We start from the raw sequence: 14,861 nt of genomic DNA on the forward strand, positions 1-14,861 counted from the left end.
CATGTGGACTACGAGACCGGTCGGACGGCTACGTAGACGGCTGCCGGAGCATTGCCGCCGGCGACCGTCACTGACCGCTGGTCGTGTTGTCGTCGTTCTCGTCGCCGGTCGTGCCTTGCGTGGTCGTGCCGGTCGAGTTGGAGTTCGTGTTGCCTGACGACAGTCGTCCGGTGCTGCCGGACGACGTGACGCCCTGGATCGAGGTGACGCCGCCGGTGCTGGTCGTGTACTTGCTCGCCGCGTTGCCGTAATCCTTGCCGACGTCGGTTCCCATGCCCTTCTTGTCGGCATAGGCGTCCATGAACGCCTTCCATGCCGGGGCCGCGATCGTGCCGCCATCCCAGTAGCTGCGGTAGACGCCGTTGATGGCGACGTTGGCGACCTGGTTCTGGTACGGGGCCTGCACGTCGCCCATGAGCACGAACGTGGCGATCTCGTTCGGGATGAAACCGCCGGTGGCCATGTAGGTCGTTTCGTTCGTACCGGTCTTGGCGAAGGTCTTGCGGCCGCTGGGCAGCTTGGCGAACTGGCCGGCGCCGTCCGCGCGGATCGTACCTTGGTTGAGCACGTAGGCGACGGTCTGCGCGATGTCCTTGTCTATGGCCTGATGGCAGTTGGCCTTCGGCACCGCGATCTCCTCGCCGGTCTTGCGCGTGACCTTCTTCAGCGCGATCGGCGTGCATTCGACGCCGTCCGCGCCGAGCGTGGCGTACATGTTGGCCATGGTCAGCGGGGAGACATTGACCGTACCGATCATCATGGACGGGCTGTAGACGGTCTCGTTCTTGTCGATCGTCTCGCCGGTGGCGGCGTCATGGTAGCCGACTGCGGTGAACGCGTCGGCCACGCGGCACAGGCCGATGACCGCGCCCATCGAGGCCTGCGTGGTGTTGTGCGAGCGGACCAGACCGTTGAGCGGGCTTTCGGGGTTCACGTTGCCGCCGTCCGCGTTGGTCACCTTCCACGATTCGGTGGTGCCGTAGTACATCGTCGACTTGCCGTTGTAGTTGTCGCACGCGAACTCGTTGGTCGTGTACGCGGTGCTGGTCTGCAGGTTCTCGTTGACCGACCGTCCCGCCTGCAGCCAGGCGACCATGTTGAACGGCTTGATCGACGAGCCGACCGGGAAGCCGGAACCGCCGCCGTCGACCTGGTCGACCATGTAGTTCATCGAGGTCTTGGTCTGGTCGTCGCCGGTATCGCCCACGGCGTAATAGCGGTTCGTACCGAACCCGAGTACCTCGCCTGTGCCGGGCTTGACCGAGGCCATCATGATCTCGAATCCGGTCGGATCGGTCGGCGGGATCGTGTTGCGGGCGGTTTCCATGAGCAGCTTGTTCGCGTCGACGTCCAGCGTGGTGACGATCGACAGGCCGCCTTCCTTGAGCAGCTGCTCACGCGCGGCCTGGGTCTTGCCGAACTCCTCGGAGTTGAGGATCTTGTGGGTCACGTAATCGCAGAAGAACGCGTAGTCGCCGGCGTTCACGCAGCCGGAGGTCATCGGGTGAATGCTCAGCGTGTCGGCGATCGGGGTGTTGCGCGCGGTCTCGTATTCGCTCTTGTCCTTGATGAACCCCTGTTCCCACATGAGGTCGAGCACGATGTTGCGCTGCTTCTGCGCCTCCTTCTGGTTCGCCTCGATCGACGGGTCGTAGTTCTGCGGGTTCTTCGTGATGGCCGCGATCGTGGCCGACTGCACGAGGTTCAAGTCCTTGGCGGAGACGCCGAAATAATACTGCGCGGCGGTTTCCACGCCGTACAGGCGGTTCGCGCCGAACTGCGCGATGTTGAGGTAGCCCTGCAGGATCTCCAGCTTGGAGTACTTCTTCTCCATCTGCACGGCGATGAGCATCTCGCGGATCTTGCGCGCGTACGTGTCCTCTGAGGCATGGTACTGGGCGATCGGATCATTGTCGCGTTCGGCGGTGGTGATGAGCACGTTCTTGACGTACTGCTGGGTCAGCGAGGAACCACCCTGGTTGGTGTCCTTGAGATAGTTCGAGACGAACGCGCGCAGGACGCCCTGCACGTCGACGCCGGAATGCTCGAAGAATCGGCGGTCCTCACGCGCGACCACGGCCTGGCGCATGGTCAGGGACACGTCCTTGATGGGCACGACGATGCGGTTGTCCTCATAGAACTCGGCGATCTGCGTGGTGCCGTCCTGCGCGTAGATCTTGGACTTCTGCGGCAGGCTGGTCACGTCGAAGTCGATGCCCTCGACCTGCAGCGAAGGCACGATGGCCTGCGCCACGCGATTGGCGGCGAACACGCCGGGCATGAGCAGCACGCTGGACACCACGCCGCCTGCGACGCACAGCGACAGATAGGCCAGCACCAGCGATACCACACGGGATACTGTCAGAGGATTCTTCTTGGGCATGGTGCTCATTCTAAAGGGGCGGGTATACCGGGACCCGTCGCCGCCTCACCGGCCAACGGATTTGTTACAAAACCCGCAACACCATGGCGATTGCTGGATATCCGCTGGAACCGGCCCCGCGCATCCGGTCCGCCCGTCGGCCCCGAACGTGTCCGCCCGTCGGGACTCAACGCCTGGAACGGCGGATCAGCATGCCCGGCTGGTAGATGATGACCGAACGCCCCTTGCGCGCGATCCACCCGCGGTTCGAGAAATCGGTGAGCGCCTTGTTCACGGTCTCGCGCGACGAGCCGACCAGTTGGGCCATCTCCTCCTGCGTGAGGTCGTGCGGCACGAGCAGGCCTTCCTCGACCGGTTCGCCGAACCGGCTGCCGAGATTGACCAACGTCTTGGCGAGGCGCGCGGGCACGTCCATGAACACGAGGTCGCTGATGCGCTCGTTGTTCTCGCGCATGCGCCGGGCCATCACCTGCAGCATGTTCACGGCGACGCGCGGGTATTTGCCGAGCCAGTCGAACAGGGCGTCATGTTCCAGCCAGACCACGCGCGTGCCGCTGGTCATCGCGACTGCCGACGCGGTGCGCGGGCCGCCGTCCGGATCGAATACGGGGATCTCCCCGAGTATCTCGCCGCGCGCATGGATCGACAGCAGCTGCACGCGGTCGTCGGACGACGTGCGGATCAGTTTGACCTTGCCGGATTCCAGCAGGTACATGCGATGATCGGTGTCGCCTTCGCGGAAGATGCATTCGCCCTTGTCGTAGTGCGCCTCCATCAGATACGGCAGCAGTTCCTCGGCCTGCTCCGGCGACACCTGGGCGAACAGCGCGGTATGCAGCAGGGTGTTGCCCTGATCGGGTATCTCGTTGGGCCTGTTCGCGCTCATCGCACCTTCCTTGCCATCCGCCGTTGCCATCCCTGCCGTCCGCCGGCGGACCGCACCGTCCGACGCATGTCGGCCCCGGCGCCGGTCGTTCCCGACGTGTCACGACTGTTCATATTGTAATCGGTTCCCGCAGGTACGCCACCAGTCTCCTCACGATCTCCTCCCGGTCCAGACCGGTCTGCGTGCGCATCGGGTCGACCCGCCTGCGCGCCGATCTGACGGCCTTGTCCGACAGTTTTTCCTGCGAGACGTTGAGCACCCGCCCCATCTTGTCCGCGTCGATGTCGTACGCGAGGGTGACGTGGTGGAGCACCGCGCCCGGGCCGCCATCGCGTCCGGGGAAGCGGCGTTGCGCCGCTCCCCCGATCTTGCCCCGGTCGGAGGCGATGTCGTTGATGCCGGCGAACCGCGCGGCGATGCCGAGTTCGCGCAGCGCGCCGATCAGCCATCGGTCGCACAGGCGGTAGGATTCCTCCACGCCGATGCCCGCCACGAACGGCAGCGGAGCGTACAGCGAATACGTGATCGTGTTGCCGGGTTCGATGAACATCGCGCCGCCGCCCGTGCACCGACGCACGACGGAGAAGCCTTCCCGGACCGCGGCGTCCTCATGGACCTCGTCGCGAATCGACTGGTACCGGCCGACTACCACGGCCGGCGAGGCCCATTCCCAGAACCGGATGGTCGCCGGACGCTTGCCGGACGCGACCTCACGCGCCCATTGCTCGTCGACGGTCATCTGGTCCGCCGGCTCGCGCGGCACGTCATGGATCACCGTCGGGTGCAGCCCGGCCCAGCGCCGTTCGAACGCTTGATTCTCTTCATCCTCTTCGTCAGTGGAACGGCCGGATCGGCCATCAGGACCCAAAACCTCCTTGCGCCCCCTGATAGGGGGAGCTGTCGGACATTGTCCGACTGAGGGGGTCAATGGGCCTGCCCCATCGTCGGGCCGGCCAGACGCAGTCTCTCCGCCGTCATGTCGGGCGAGGCGAAGCCGGACCGGGCGATCGTCCGCGCCCGTCGCCCTCGCGAATGCCGTTTCGATCGACGCCGCGTCGACGCCGACCAGCCGTACGCCCGTCACCGTCGCGTACCGTTCGATCACCGGTCGGATCCGCTCGCCGTCCGTCAACGCGCGTTCGATCGCCCCGATCAGTCCCTGCGCCGCATCATCGTCGCCGTCGATGAAGAAGTCACCGTCCAGCCGGCAGTCGGTCACGGTCCGGCCGTCCGCATCGTCCGCGTCATCGACCGTCACGTTCACGGCGACCAGTTTGCCGCCCGCCGTCTTGCATTCGCCCCGCAATATGCTCATGCGGCAATGATAAAGCCCCGCCGTTGCCGGCAGGGCTTCACATGCGGGAATTCCCGCGCGAATCCGTCAGATGCGCGTCAGATGCGGGCGAGGATATCCTTGCCGACCTGCTCGGTGGAGCGCTTCGTGGAGCCGAGCTCCTCGATGTCGGCCTCCACGGCCGTGTGGATCTTCTTCGCGGCGTCGTCGAAACCAAGATGTTCGAGCAGCATCGCGGCGGACAGGATCGCGGCGGTCGGGTTCGCGATGCCCTTGCCGGCGATGTCCGGGGCGGAACCGTGGATCGGCTCGAACATGGACGGGTATTCGTTGGACGCGTTGATGCAGCCGGACGCCGAATAGCCGACGCCGCCGACGACCGCTCCGGCCTCGTCGGTGAGGATGTCGCCGAAGAGGTTGTCGGTGAGGATCACGTCGAAGCGGGACGGGTCGGAGACGAGGTAGATGGTGGCCGCGTCGATGTGCGAGTAGTCGTGCGTGACTTCGGGGTATTCCTTGCCGACGCGGTCGACGATGCGCTGCCACATGTCGCCCGCGTTGACGAGCACGTTCTTCTTGTGCACGAGCGTGATGTGCTTGCGACGCTTCATGGCCAGCTCGAAGGCGTAGCGCACGACGCGTTCGACGCCGTACGCGGTGTTGATGGACACCTCGGTGGCGACTTCGGCCGGAGTGTCGCGGCGGACCGCGCCGCCGGCGCCGCAGTACAGACCCTCGGTGCCTTCGCGCACGACCACGAAGTCGATGTCTCCCGGGTTGGCGAGCGGCGAGGTGACGCCCTTGTACAGCTTGGACGGACGCAGGTTCACGTACTGGTCAAGCGCGAAGCGAAGCTTGAGCAGCAGGCCGCGCTCCAGGATGCCGGCCTTGATGCGCGGGTCGCCGACGGCGCCCAGAAGGATCGCGTCGGTCTTCTTGATGCGTTCCAGCTCGTCGTCGGGCAGGATGGCGCCGTCGCGCAGATAGCGCTCGGCGCCGAGATCGAAGGGTTCGTAGGTGAAGTCGGCCACGCCTTCGGCGGCTTTTTCGAGGGCCTGCTGGGCCCACGGGGTGACTTCCTTGCCGATGCCGTCGCCGGCGATCACGGCGATTGTGTATGTCTTGCTCATAGCAGGCGAGACTACACGCGCGCCCGCAGGCCGGCCGCGAACCGCTCAGCCTGTGGACATCGCGGGACGCGCGGGGCCGACCGTCCGGCCGGCTCGCCGCCCGTCCCGCACGGGGTCACTTCTTGAGGCTGTCGTTGACGGCGTCGACGGCGGCCTGCAGGGACTTGGTGTGCTCCTGGTACCAGGCGGTGTTCTTCTTGATGTTCTCGATCGCGGTCTCGTACTCGGAATCCGCGTCCACGTTGCAGGAGGCCAGTTCCGGGGTTTCGGCGGCGAGTTCGTCGTTGAGCTTGTCGAGGGTCGACGTGTCGCTCACATCGTCCTTCGTGTAGGCGGAGGCCGTGGCGGCGTCGCCGTTGACGAGGTTGTTGTAGTCGTTCTGCGTCACGCGCAGCTCGTCGGACGCGGTCGCGCAATCGGCCTTGAGCGTCGCCACGTCCGGGCCGCCGAACACGTTCACGCCGATGACGACGGCTGCGACGACGACCACGACCGCGACGATCGCGGCGATGATGATGACCTTGATGTTCTTCTTCTGTGCGCCTTCAGCGGCCACGGCAAGCTCCTTCTTGTCTTCGGTTGTCAACGGTGCCGCCCCATGGAGGGGCAAACCCACGACACTGTACCAGAACCGGCCGTTGCGGCGACCGTAAGAGCGTCTTTCGTCTCACCGCCGCGTCGCATTTTTGAAACCGGCATGACGTGGCCACTTCGGCCAAAAGTCTCAAATCGGCTCATTTGCGAGACTTTCCCAGGAGACTCAGTCCGTATGCGGTTCCTCAGAACAGCTCGCCCTGTGCGAATTCGTCGTCGCCGCCGTCCCCGCCCTCCCGCACAGCCGGGTCGAACGCATCGGCGCCCTCCCGGGCGAGCAGATCGGCGGCCTCGTCGGACCGTTCCCGCAATGTCCCGTCCAATCGCACCGCGTCCGGCGAGACGAGGAACATCCGCTCGTTGACACCTTCCAGGAACAGCCCATCCAGCCGTTCCACGCGCGACAACGCCACGTATCCCATGCCCGGCGCGAACGTCCGTCGCAGGTCCATCATCGCCCGCTCAAGCGTCATGCCCTGCGATTTGTGGATCGTGATCGCCCACGCGCACCGCAACGGCACCTGATTGACCGAGGCGAGCACCGTTTCGCCGTCCATCATCTCCCATGCGGCCGGTTTCATCGTCACCACGTTGCCGTTCTCGAATTCGACGATCGGCCAGCCGCCCTTCGCTTCGGGCGCGAATCCGCGCACCGTGCCGAGCGAGCCGTTGACGAACTGCCGGTCGGCGTCGTTGCGCAGCGCCATCACCGCCGCTCCGGCCTTGAGGACCAGACGCTCCGGCGCGAGCATGTTCTTCTTCAGCCGTTCGACGAGATTCGCCGGCCCGGCCTGCTCGGCATGGAACACATGCTCGTCGGCGGCGATCCGGGCGAGCCGCATGTCGTTGAGCCCGTCGGCCTGCCGGTTGACCGGAAACAGGTGCACGGCCACCTCGTCGGGCGCGGGCGCGACGCCGAGCCGCGTGACGAGCGCGTCGCGGTCGGCTTGGTCGACCCGGCCGTCGCGGATGTCGGTGAGCACGGTGAGCAGGCGACCGGCATCCTGACGATGCTGTTCGGTCAGATAGCAGACGACCGGGTCAAGCTCGCGCCAGACCAGCGATTCGGTGACGAACCCTTCCGAATTCAGCCCGGCCTTGGCGTAGCGTTCGCGCGAGGCGACGAATTCGGGCGTGGGCGCGATCAGATCGTTGTTGCGCCCGGAAACGCTCACCGGCGGCAACTGGTAGAGGTCGCCGGACAGGACGACCCGGATGCCGCCGAACGGACGCGGATCGCGGCGGACCGCTCGGCACACCTGATCGACCATGTCGAACAGCCATGCGTGCATCATCGAGACCTCGTCGATGACGAGCACGTCGACGGACTCGATCTTGCGACGGCGACGCGTCTTGATGGTTTTCAGCAGGTTCGCGGTGAGCGAGGTCGCCACGCCGACGCCGCTCCACGAATGGATGGTCTGGCCGTTGACGTGCGTGGCCGCGATGCCGGTCGACGCGGTGACGGCCACCGACGCGCCGGCCTTGCGTGCCGCGGTGATGAACTCGTTAAGCACATACGTCTTGCCCGCGCCCGGCGCGCCGGTGAGGAACACGTTCGCGCCGGCCTCAAGGATCGCCAGCGCCTCGGATTGCCGCATGATATCTCAGCCGATCAGGCGATCGACGACCGTGAGCACGCCGTGGTCGACGTTCGTGGGCGCGATGTAGTGCGCGGCGGCCTTGAGATCGGGGTGCGCGTTGCTCATCGCGAACGAGTACTCGCCGGCCGACAGCATTTCGAGATCGTTGAGATAGTCGCCGAACACCGCGGTCTGCGCCGGGGCGACGTTCAGATGACGCTGCAACGCCTCGACTCCGCGCCGCTTGTCGGTCTGCGGGTTCATGATGTCGACCCAGTGCGCGCCCGAGACGACCACCTGCCAGTCGCGCGCGATGTCGCCGAGCAGGTCGCCGGCCATCGACTCGGCGTCGCCGAAGTCGAAGATCGCGAGCTTGAGCATCGTCTCGTCGCCGCGTTCGACGCTCGGCAGCACGGCGTGCAGGTCGGGCACGATCTCGAGCGCATGGTAGTACTTGCGGCATTCGTCCACGAACGCGGGATCGGTGCGCTGGATGTACGCCGTGTTCAGTCCGCACAGCACGAGACCGATGTCGTGCGTGCCGTTCGCGACGGCCGTGTCGACCATGTCGACGACGGCACGCGAGACGGCGACGTCCACGCCGTGGACCTCGATGAGTTCGCCGTCCGCGACGACGACGTTGCCGTTTTCCGCGATATATGACAGTTCGCGCGGCACGCGGTCGGCGAACATGGATCGCAGCGTGGCGTACTGGCGGCCGGATGCGGGCACGAATTCGACGCCGCGCGACTGCAGACGTTCGAGCATCGGCCAGAACCCGGACGGGATCTGACTGTGTTCGTCCAGCAATGTGCCGTCCATGTCGGCGACGACGAGTCGGATGTCTGCGGGACCGGTGATCTCGGTCCAGTCGGCTGCGGTCATGCGGATTCCTTTACCTACTTGCCTACTTGTTGAGGATGCTGGTGGCGACGACGTCGGCGGCGATGCGCTTTGCGGTCTCCTCGTCCGGGCCGGGGGCCGGGGCCATGAACGCCTCGCGGTAGTAGCGCAGTTCGTCGAGCGATTCGATGATGTCGGCGAGCGCGCGGTGGCCGCCGTTCTTCGGAGGACGGTTCTCGTACACGGCCGGATACCAGCGGCGGGCGAGTTCCTTGAGGGTGCTCACGTCGACGCTGCGGTAGTGCAGGTGGCTCATGAGGTTCGGCATGTAGTGGTCGAGGAACTTCTTGTCGGAACCGATGGTGTTGCCGGCGAGCAGCGGGCGCACGCCGTCCGGGGTGAACCGCAGCACGTATTCGGTGACCTTCCGCTCGGCCTCGGCAAGCGACAGGCCGCGCTCCCATTCGTTGATGAGGCCGGAGCGGGTGTGCATGTTGCGCACGAAGTCGTTCATATGGGCCACGGCGACCTCGGACGGCTTGATAACGTAGTCCACGCCCTCGTCGAGCACGTTGAGGTCGAAATCGGTCGGCACGACGGACACCTCGACCAGCTCGTCGCCGCCGAAGATGTCGAGTCCGGTCATCTCGCAATCGATCCAGATCAGTCGCGAATCCTTCGCGCTGTACGTTTCCGCATCATGGCTGTCCACCATCGTGTGCCACCTTTCCTTGGATGTCGTCTCGTCCTGTATCGAACAGTACAGGCTAGCGCGCCGCCGCTACAAGTAGCCCTACAGGTCAGCCGCCACGAGTCCGGCACCACGCGCGCTCATGACGCCAGCGGGATCAGCACCTGCAGCTCGAACCATCCGTCACGCCAGCCGACGGTCATGTCGCCGCCGTACTTGCGGGCGCAGTGACGCATGCTGGCCATGCCGAACCCGTGGTTGGTCCGGTCGGATTTCGTGGTCACGGGAAGCCCGTCATGCAGTTCCGGCCGTTCGGGCGCATAGTTGGCGACCTTGAACACGGCGAATGCGTTGAGCCGCGACAGCGAGACGTTGATGAGCCGCCGGTCGCGCTCGGCGATTCGCTCCTCGGCCTCGATGGCGTTGTCGAGCGCGTTGCCGACGATCGTGCACAGGTCCATCGCGTCGATGCCGTCGACCAGCGAGCCGTCGGCCACGCAGGTCATCGCGATGTCGAGATGCGCGCACAGCGAGCTTTTGCTGGTGAGCACCGTGTCGAGCACGCCGTTGCCGGTCACGACGCGCGCCCCGTATTCCTTAAGACTCTCCTCGATGCCGTCGAGGTAGCCGTTGCGCTTGCCTTCGTCGGTTTCGGCGCGCAGCACGTCGAGCTGCTGCTTGAGATCGTGGTACTTGCGGTTGATGATGTCGATGTTTTCCTTGGACTGCTGGTATTGCGCGTATTGCGCGACGAGCACCTGGTTGACGGCGTCGAGCCGTTTGCGCGTGTGCGCTTCGGCGAGCTGGAACAGGTAGGCGTACAGGCAGATCAGACCGCCGGCGGCGGCCAGCGTGCGCACGTTGAACACTTCGGATGTCGTGGTGCCGCTGAACGGATTGGACGTGCTCACCAGCCGGGCGTTGCTCAGCACGAACGCGAACAGCGAGATGCCGACCGACACGGCCACTTCGCCCCACGTCACATCGAACGTCGCGTAGTCCAGCCGCTCGCCCAGCTTCCGTTCCATCAGGAAGAACGCGGGGAACAGCAGACCGTAGCACACGACGAGCATGCCTGCGGCCACGGCCATGTCGACGCCCGGCTCGTCGCCATCCGTGGCGAAGAACGTCAGCTGCCATGCCAGGGATCCCGCGAACTCGGCCATGCTCAGCGCACGCAGCGTCGAGAACACGGCCAGGGCGACGCCCATCTCGCAGCACAACGCCACGGACGTTCCCATGGCGACGACCGACAGCAGCATGAGCAGGAACCATACCGCCGTGATCCCGCCCTGTTGCTGCAGCAGCAGGCCGTACTGGATGCCGGCGATCAGCGCGAACGACGCGACGGCCACGACGCAGCGCAGCCATACGGCCCGCCGTTTCGGATACGCGAGCACGATCACCATGCATGCCAGCCATTCCGCGAGCACGACCCACAGTTTGGGCGGATCGGACGTGATCAGATTGCCGATGACCGGAAGCATCACACCATCCTTCCCGCGTAGCTGGTGAGCGCGGCGACGAATCCGGCACGCCGGGCGCGACTGATCTCCAGCGTGTTGCCGCCGACCGTGACCGTCGATCCCTGAATGGAACGCACGTAGGCGAGATTGACCAGGCAACTGTTCGCGCAACGGTAGAAATCGTCGTCCTTCAACTGTTCCTCAAGCTCCTTCATCGAACTGACGGTCGATTCGAACACGCCGTTCGCCGTGTGGTACGCGACGCGATGACCCTTGCTGTCGATCCACATGACGGAGGCGAGCGGCACGCGGCTCACGTTGCCGCGCGAGTTGATCACCAGATGCCGGCCGCCGCCGTCCGTCCGGCGTTCGGACAGACGGCGCACGGCCTTGGCGATGGTCTGGCAGAACGCGAAGTACGAGATCGGCTTGAGCACGTAGTCGAGCGCGTCGACCTGATAGCCTTTGATCGCGTACTGCGCCATGTTGGTGATGAAGATGATGATCACGGCGGAATCGACGTCGCGAATGCGTCGCGCGGCGGTCATGCCGTCCATCGACCGCATTTCGACGTCCATGAGCACGATGTCGTAGCCCGCACCGTACCGTTCCACGATGTCCTCGCCGTCGGCGAACCCGTCGATGCGAAACCGCACGCCGGCTTCCTCGCCGTAGCGCGTGAGATAGTCGCGTATGGTGGCGACGTATCGCGCATCGTCATCGATGACGGCAACACTGATCATGGCTGGTCTCTTCTCCTGCGACTGCTCCTCATGACGCCCGGGCATGGCCGAAGGCGGTCATATGAGCCAACGCTACATATGACCGCCTTCGCGTTCAACCCGTGTCGCGGGTCATGCCCGTGTACGGTTCACGGTTCAGGCGACCGTCACGCCCGACTTGCGACGGGCGAGGTACCTGCGCACCGCGAGCACTTCCGCGCCGACGAGCAGCAGGCCGAGCACCACGTCGACCGCGATGGCGACGATGCGCCAGACCGGGGTCTCGGTCTTGACCGACGGATCGTAGGCGTGGCTGTTGACCACCGTGTACAGGATGTCGTGGCAGGCGTTGCGCATCGCGATCACGCTGGTGGCGCTCGTCTGATCCGTGACGTGGTTGGTGGCCACGTCGAAGTTCTTGAGCATCATGTCGGTGCCGTTGCGGATCGCCTGGTCGGAGTCCATGTAGCCGGTGTAGTGGAAGCCGTCGGTGATGACCATGCCCTGGAAGCCCCATTCGGAACGCAGCACGCTCTTGAGCAGGTCGTCGTTCGCGCCGGCCCACTTGTTGCCGATGTAGTTCCACGAGGACATGACGGCCTTGGAACCGCCGACCTTGACCGCGATCTCGAACGGCTTGAGGTAGATCTCGCGGATGGCCTGCTCGCGGGCCCACGTGCACAGCATCTCGTTCTGGGCGATCTGCTGGTCGTTCATCGCGAAGTGCTTCATGTAGGCGTACAGGCCCTTGGACTGCGCGCCGATGATCGAGTGGGCGGCGATGTGGCCGGCGAGCACGCCGTCCTCCGAATAATATTCGAAGTTGCGGCCGTCGAACGCGGAGCGGTGCGTGTTCATGGCGGGCGCGTACCAGCCGGTCACGTTCATCTCGTTGGCCATGCGGCCGATGCTTTCGCCGAACTTCTCGGCGAGGTCCTTGTTCCAGGTGGAGGCGATGATGACCTCGGACGGGAAGCCGATGGACGACAGGCCGGTGAAGTTGTTGTTGATGGATGCCGGGCCGTCGGCGTCGTAGACGAGCTTCTTGCCGATGGACTTGACCGCGACGTTCTGGTAGCCGCCAAGGGCGATCAGCTCGTCCATGTCCTTGACGCTCATCTGGTCGAGCAGCTTGTCCCACTGCGGATCGTCGTAATCGGCGCCGCGCAGGTCGGCGAGCTTGAGGCCGTTCTTCGCGCCGGTGGTCGGCATTTCGTCCGAATCGTCGTTGTAGTCGTTCGGATCGTAGTTGTGGCTGTTGTGGAATCCTTCCTTGGCGCTGGCCGGCATCTCGTAGTCGGTGGGCGCGGCCACGGCCTCGTCGTAGTTGGCGAAGTGGTTGGCGCGCGACAGGTACGTGATGCCTTCGCCGGCGGCGTAGTCGAAGTGGTTGGTGGCGGCGGTCCGGTCGGTGCTGCGCGCGTTGTTGCCGTCGTAGACGGTCCGCTCGTCGACAGTGATCGTCTTCGAGTCAAGCGCGGTGTGCGAGTCGGCGTTCACGGAGATCTCGTAGTCGCCCTTGTCGAGCACGTACGCCTTCGCGTCGGCGGAATCGTAGGAGGCCATGTCCTCGAGGTTGAATTCGATGGCCACGGTTTCGGATTCGCCCGGCTTGAGCTCCTTGGTCTTCTCGAAGGTCACGAGGTTGGCGCTGGCCTTTTCGATGCCGCCGTTGACGTACGGCGGGTTGTAGTAGACCTGCACGACGTCCTTGCCGGCGGTGTCGCCGGTGTTCGTGACGGTCACGTCGAAGCTGACCTTGCCGTTCGAGACGGTCACGTCGCCCATCTTCTGGTCGAACGTGGTGTAGCTCAGGCCGTGGCCGAACGGGTACTGCACGACGTCGTCGTACTTGATGAGGCCTTCGTCGGCGGCGGTTTCGTAGAACTTGTAGCCGACGTAGATGTCCTCGACGTAGTCGACGAAGTGCGGCGAGGTGGTGCCGGAGGTGAAGAAGCCCTCGGCCTCGTAGGACAGGTCGTCGGCACCGGTGTATTCGAATTCGCCGATGTTGTTGAAGTACGGGGTCTTGGTCAGGTCGTAGACGAACGTGTCGGCGGCGTGGCCGGACGGGTTGACGTTGCCGGCGATGATGTCGCCGAGCGCGTTGAAGCCGGTCTGGCCGGGGCCGGCGCACCACAGCACGCTCTTGATCTGGCTGTATTCGTCGGCGATGCCGAGTTCGAGCGTGTTGGCGCCGTTGTAGACGAGGATCACGTTGTCGAAGTTCTCGCACACGAGCTTGATGAGGTCCTTCTCGGACTGGCTGGGCTCAAGGTAGTGCGTGCCTTCGGGGAAGTCCTGGTACTCGTCGGAGTTCTCCTTGTACTTCTCGGTGTCGGAGTCGAACTGCATGTCGGTGGGCAGGTCGGCGAACTCGCCGCCCAGTCGGGAGATCGTCACCACGGCGGTGTCGGAGAACTGCTTCGCGTTGGCGATCATCTCGTCGGTGTACGAGGAGGCCGGCGGCTCGGGCAGGGTCCAGTCGTGCTCGAAGTAGCCGAGTTCGGGACGGGTCGCGAGGTACTTCGAATAGAAGTCGGACAGTTCGGTGTTGGTCTTGAGGCCCGCGTTCTTGAAGCCGTCGAGCAGGGTGACCAGTTCGGCGTCGGCGGAGATCGCGCCGGAGCCGGTGCCGCCGTAGACCGGGCTGATCGACGACCATCCGAACACGTTGATGTTCGAACCGGCCTTGACCGGCAGCAGGTCGTCGTCGTTCTGGAGCAGGGTGATGCCTTCGTCGGTCAGCTCCTCGGTGAGGGCGGACGCCTCGGCCGACGATTCGGCGGAGATGGAGCCGGAGCCGGACACGAGGTCGAGCAGGTTCGCCATCGGGCCGTAGCACACGGCATTGAGGATCACGACGATCGCGGTGAAGAACGCGACGAGCGTGGTGCCGCGCAGCAGCTTGGTGCCGGCCTGCTGCTTGACGATCTTGCCGGCGAGCGCCACGATGACGATCATCACGACGAGCGCGACGGCCATGGCGATCAGATAGGGCATACAGTTTTTCAATACGGCGACGACATCGTCCATATTGATGCTGAGCATGGTGTCTCCTTCGTTTCTTCTGCTGGTGTGCGGGAACGTCCGCGTTCGTCGGTCGTCCGCGACCGTGACGGTTCGTTCCGCACTTTCGAATCTACGGGAGCGCATGCGTCCGGAATGCCTCGTTGCATAACCGGGAGTGTTATTGCATGTTCGGTATGACGGCAAGGGCTCCCCGCCTCGGGAGAGACGGGGAGCCCTTGCCGTGATCGGCCGGCCGT

At 64.8% G+C, this 14,861-nt stretch carries 11 protein-coding genes; all 11 read right to left on the minus strand.

Translation table 11 applies throughout. The features are described 5' to 3' along the window. Positions 1 to 67: 67 nt before the first annotated feature. A complete protein-coding gene (locus GFD25_RS07225) occupies positions 68 to 2,392 on the minus strand; it encodes a transglycosylase domain-containing protein (protein ID WP_163231366.1) in 2,325 nt (774 codons plus the stop codon). Between the two features lie 157 nt (positions 2,393 to 2,549). Continuing rightward, the gene (locus tag GFD25_RS07230; RefSeq protein WP_163231368.1) at positions 2,550 to 3,269 is read right to left on the minus strand and encodes a Crp/Fnr family transcriptional regulator; all 720 of its coding nucleotides are present in this window, start codon (positions 3,267 to 3,269) and stop codon (positions 2,550 to 2,552) included. Positions 3,270 to 3,378: 109 nt separating this feature from the next. Further along, positions 3,379 to 4,584, minus strand: coding sequence for a lipoate--protein ligase family protein (locus GFD25_RS07235; protein ID WP_163231370.1), 1,206 nt, complete (start codon positions 4,582 to 4,584; stop codon positions 3,379 to 3,381). 77 nt (positions 4,585 to 4,661) lie between these two features. Further along, on the minus strand, positions 4,662 to 5,693 hold the full coding sequence (locus GFD25_RS07240; RefSeq protein ID WP_163231372.1) for a 3-isopropylmalate dehydrogenase: 1,032 nt from the start codon (positions 5,691 to 5,693) through the stop codon (positions 4,662 to 4,664). Positions 5,694 to 5,808: 115 nt separating this feature from the next. After that, positions 5,809 to 6,279, minus strand: a complete 471-nt coding sequence (locus GFD25_RS07245) for a hypothetical protein (RefSeq protein ID WP_163231373.1) — start codon at positions 6,277 to 6,279, stop codon at positions 5,809 to 5,811. A gap of 193 nt (positions 6,280 to 6,472) precedes the next feature. Next, complete coding sequence (locus tag GFD25_RS07250; protein WP_163231375.1) at positions 6,473 to 7,888, minus strand: PIF1 family DEAD/DEAH box helicase; 1,416 nt, start codon at positions 7,886 to 7,888, stop codon at positions 6,473 to 6,475. A 6-nt stretch (positions 7,889 to 7,894) separates the two neighbouring features. After that, positions 7,895 to 8,755, minus strand: a complete 861-nt coding sequence (locus GFD25_RS07255) for a Cof-type HAD-IIB family hydrolase (RefSeq protein ID WP_163231376.1) — start codon at positions 8,753 to 8,755, stop codon at positions 7,895 to 7,897. Positions 8,756 to 8,777: 22 nt separating this feature from the next. Next, positions 8,778 to 9,428: an oligoribonuclease gene (orn, locus tag GFD25_RS07260; RefSeq protein WP_163231378.1), complete on the minus strand. Its 651-nt coding sequence runs from the start codon at positions 9,426 to 9,428 to the stop codon at positions 8,778 to 8,780. Between the two features lie 116 nt (positions 9,429 to 9,544). Continuing rightward, complete coding sequence (locus GFD25_RS07265) at positions 9,545 to 10,891, minus strand: ATP-binding protein (RefSeq protein WP_163231380.1); 1,347 nt, start codon at positions 10,889 to 10,891, stop codon at positions 9,545 to 9,547. Continuing rightward, positions 10,891 to 11,613 (minus strand): LytR/AlgR family response regulator transcription factor, encoded by a 723-nt coding sequence (locus GFD25_RS07270; RefSeq protein ID WP_163231382.1) that lies wholly within the window; start codon positions 11,611 to 11,613, stop codon positions 10,891 to 10,893. Before GFD25_RS07270 ends, GFD25_RS07265 begins: the two co-directional genes overlap by 1 nt. A 135-nt stretch (positions 11,614 to 11,748) precedes the next feature. Beyond that, positions 11,749 to 14,643, minus strand: coding sequence for a glycoside hydrolase family 3 N-terminal domain-containing protein (locus GFD25_RS07275; RefSeq protein ID WP_163231384.1), 2,895 nt, complete (start codon positions 14,641 to 14,643; stop codon positions 11,749 to 11,751). Positions 14,644 to 14,861 lie beyond the last annotated feature (218 nt).

It is taken from the genome of Bifidobacterium aerophilum, assembly GCF_010667685.1.
Classification (GTDB): domain Bacteria; phylum Actinomycetota; class Actinomycetes; order Actinomycetales; family Bifidobacteriaceae; genus Bifidobacterium; species Bifidobacterium aerophilum.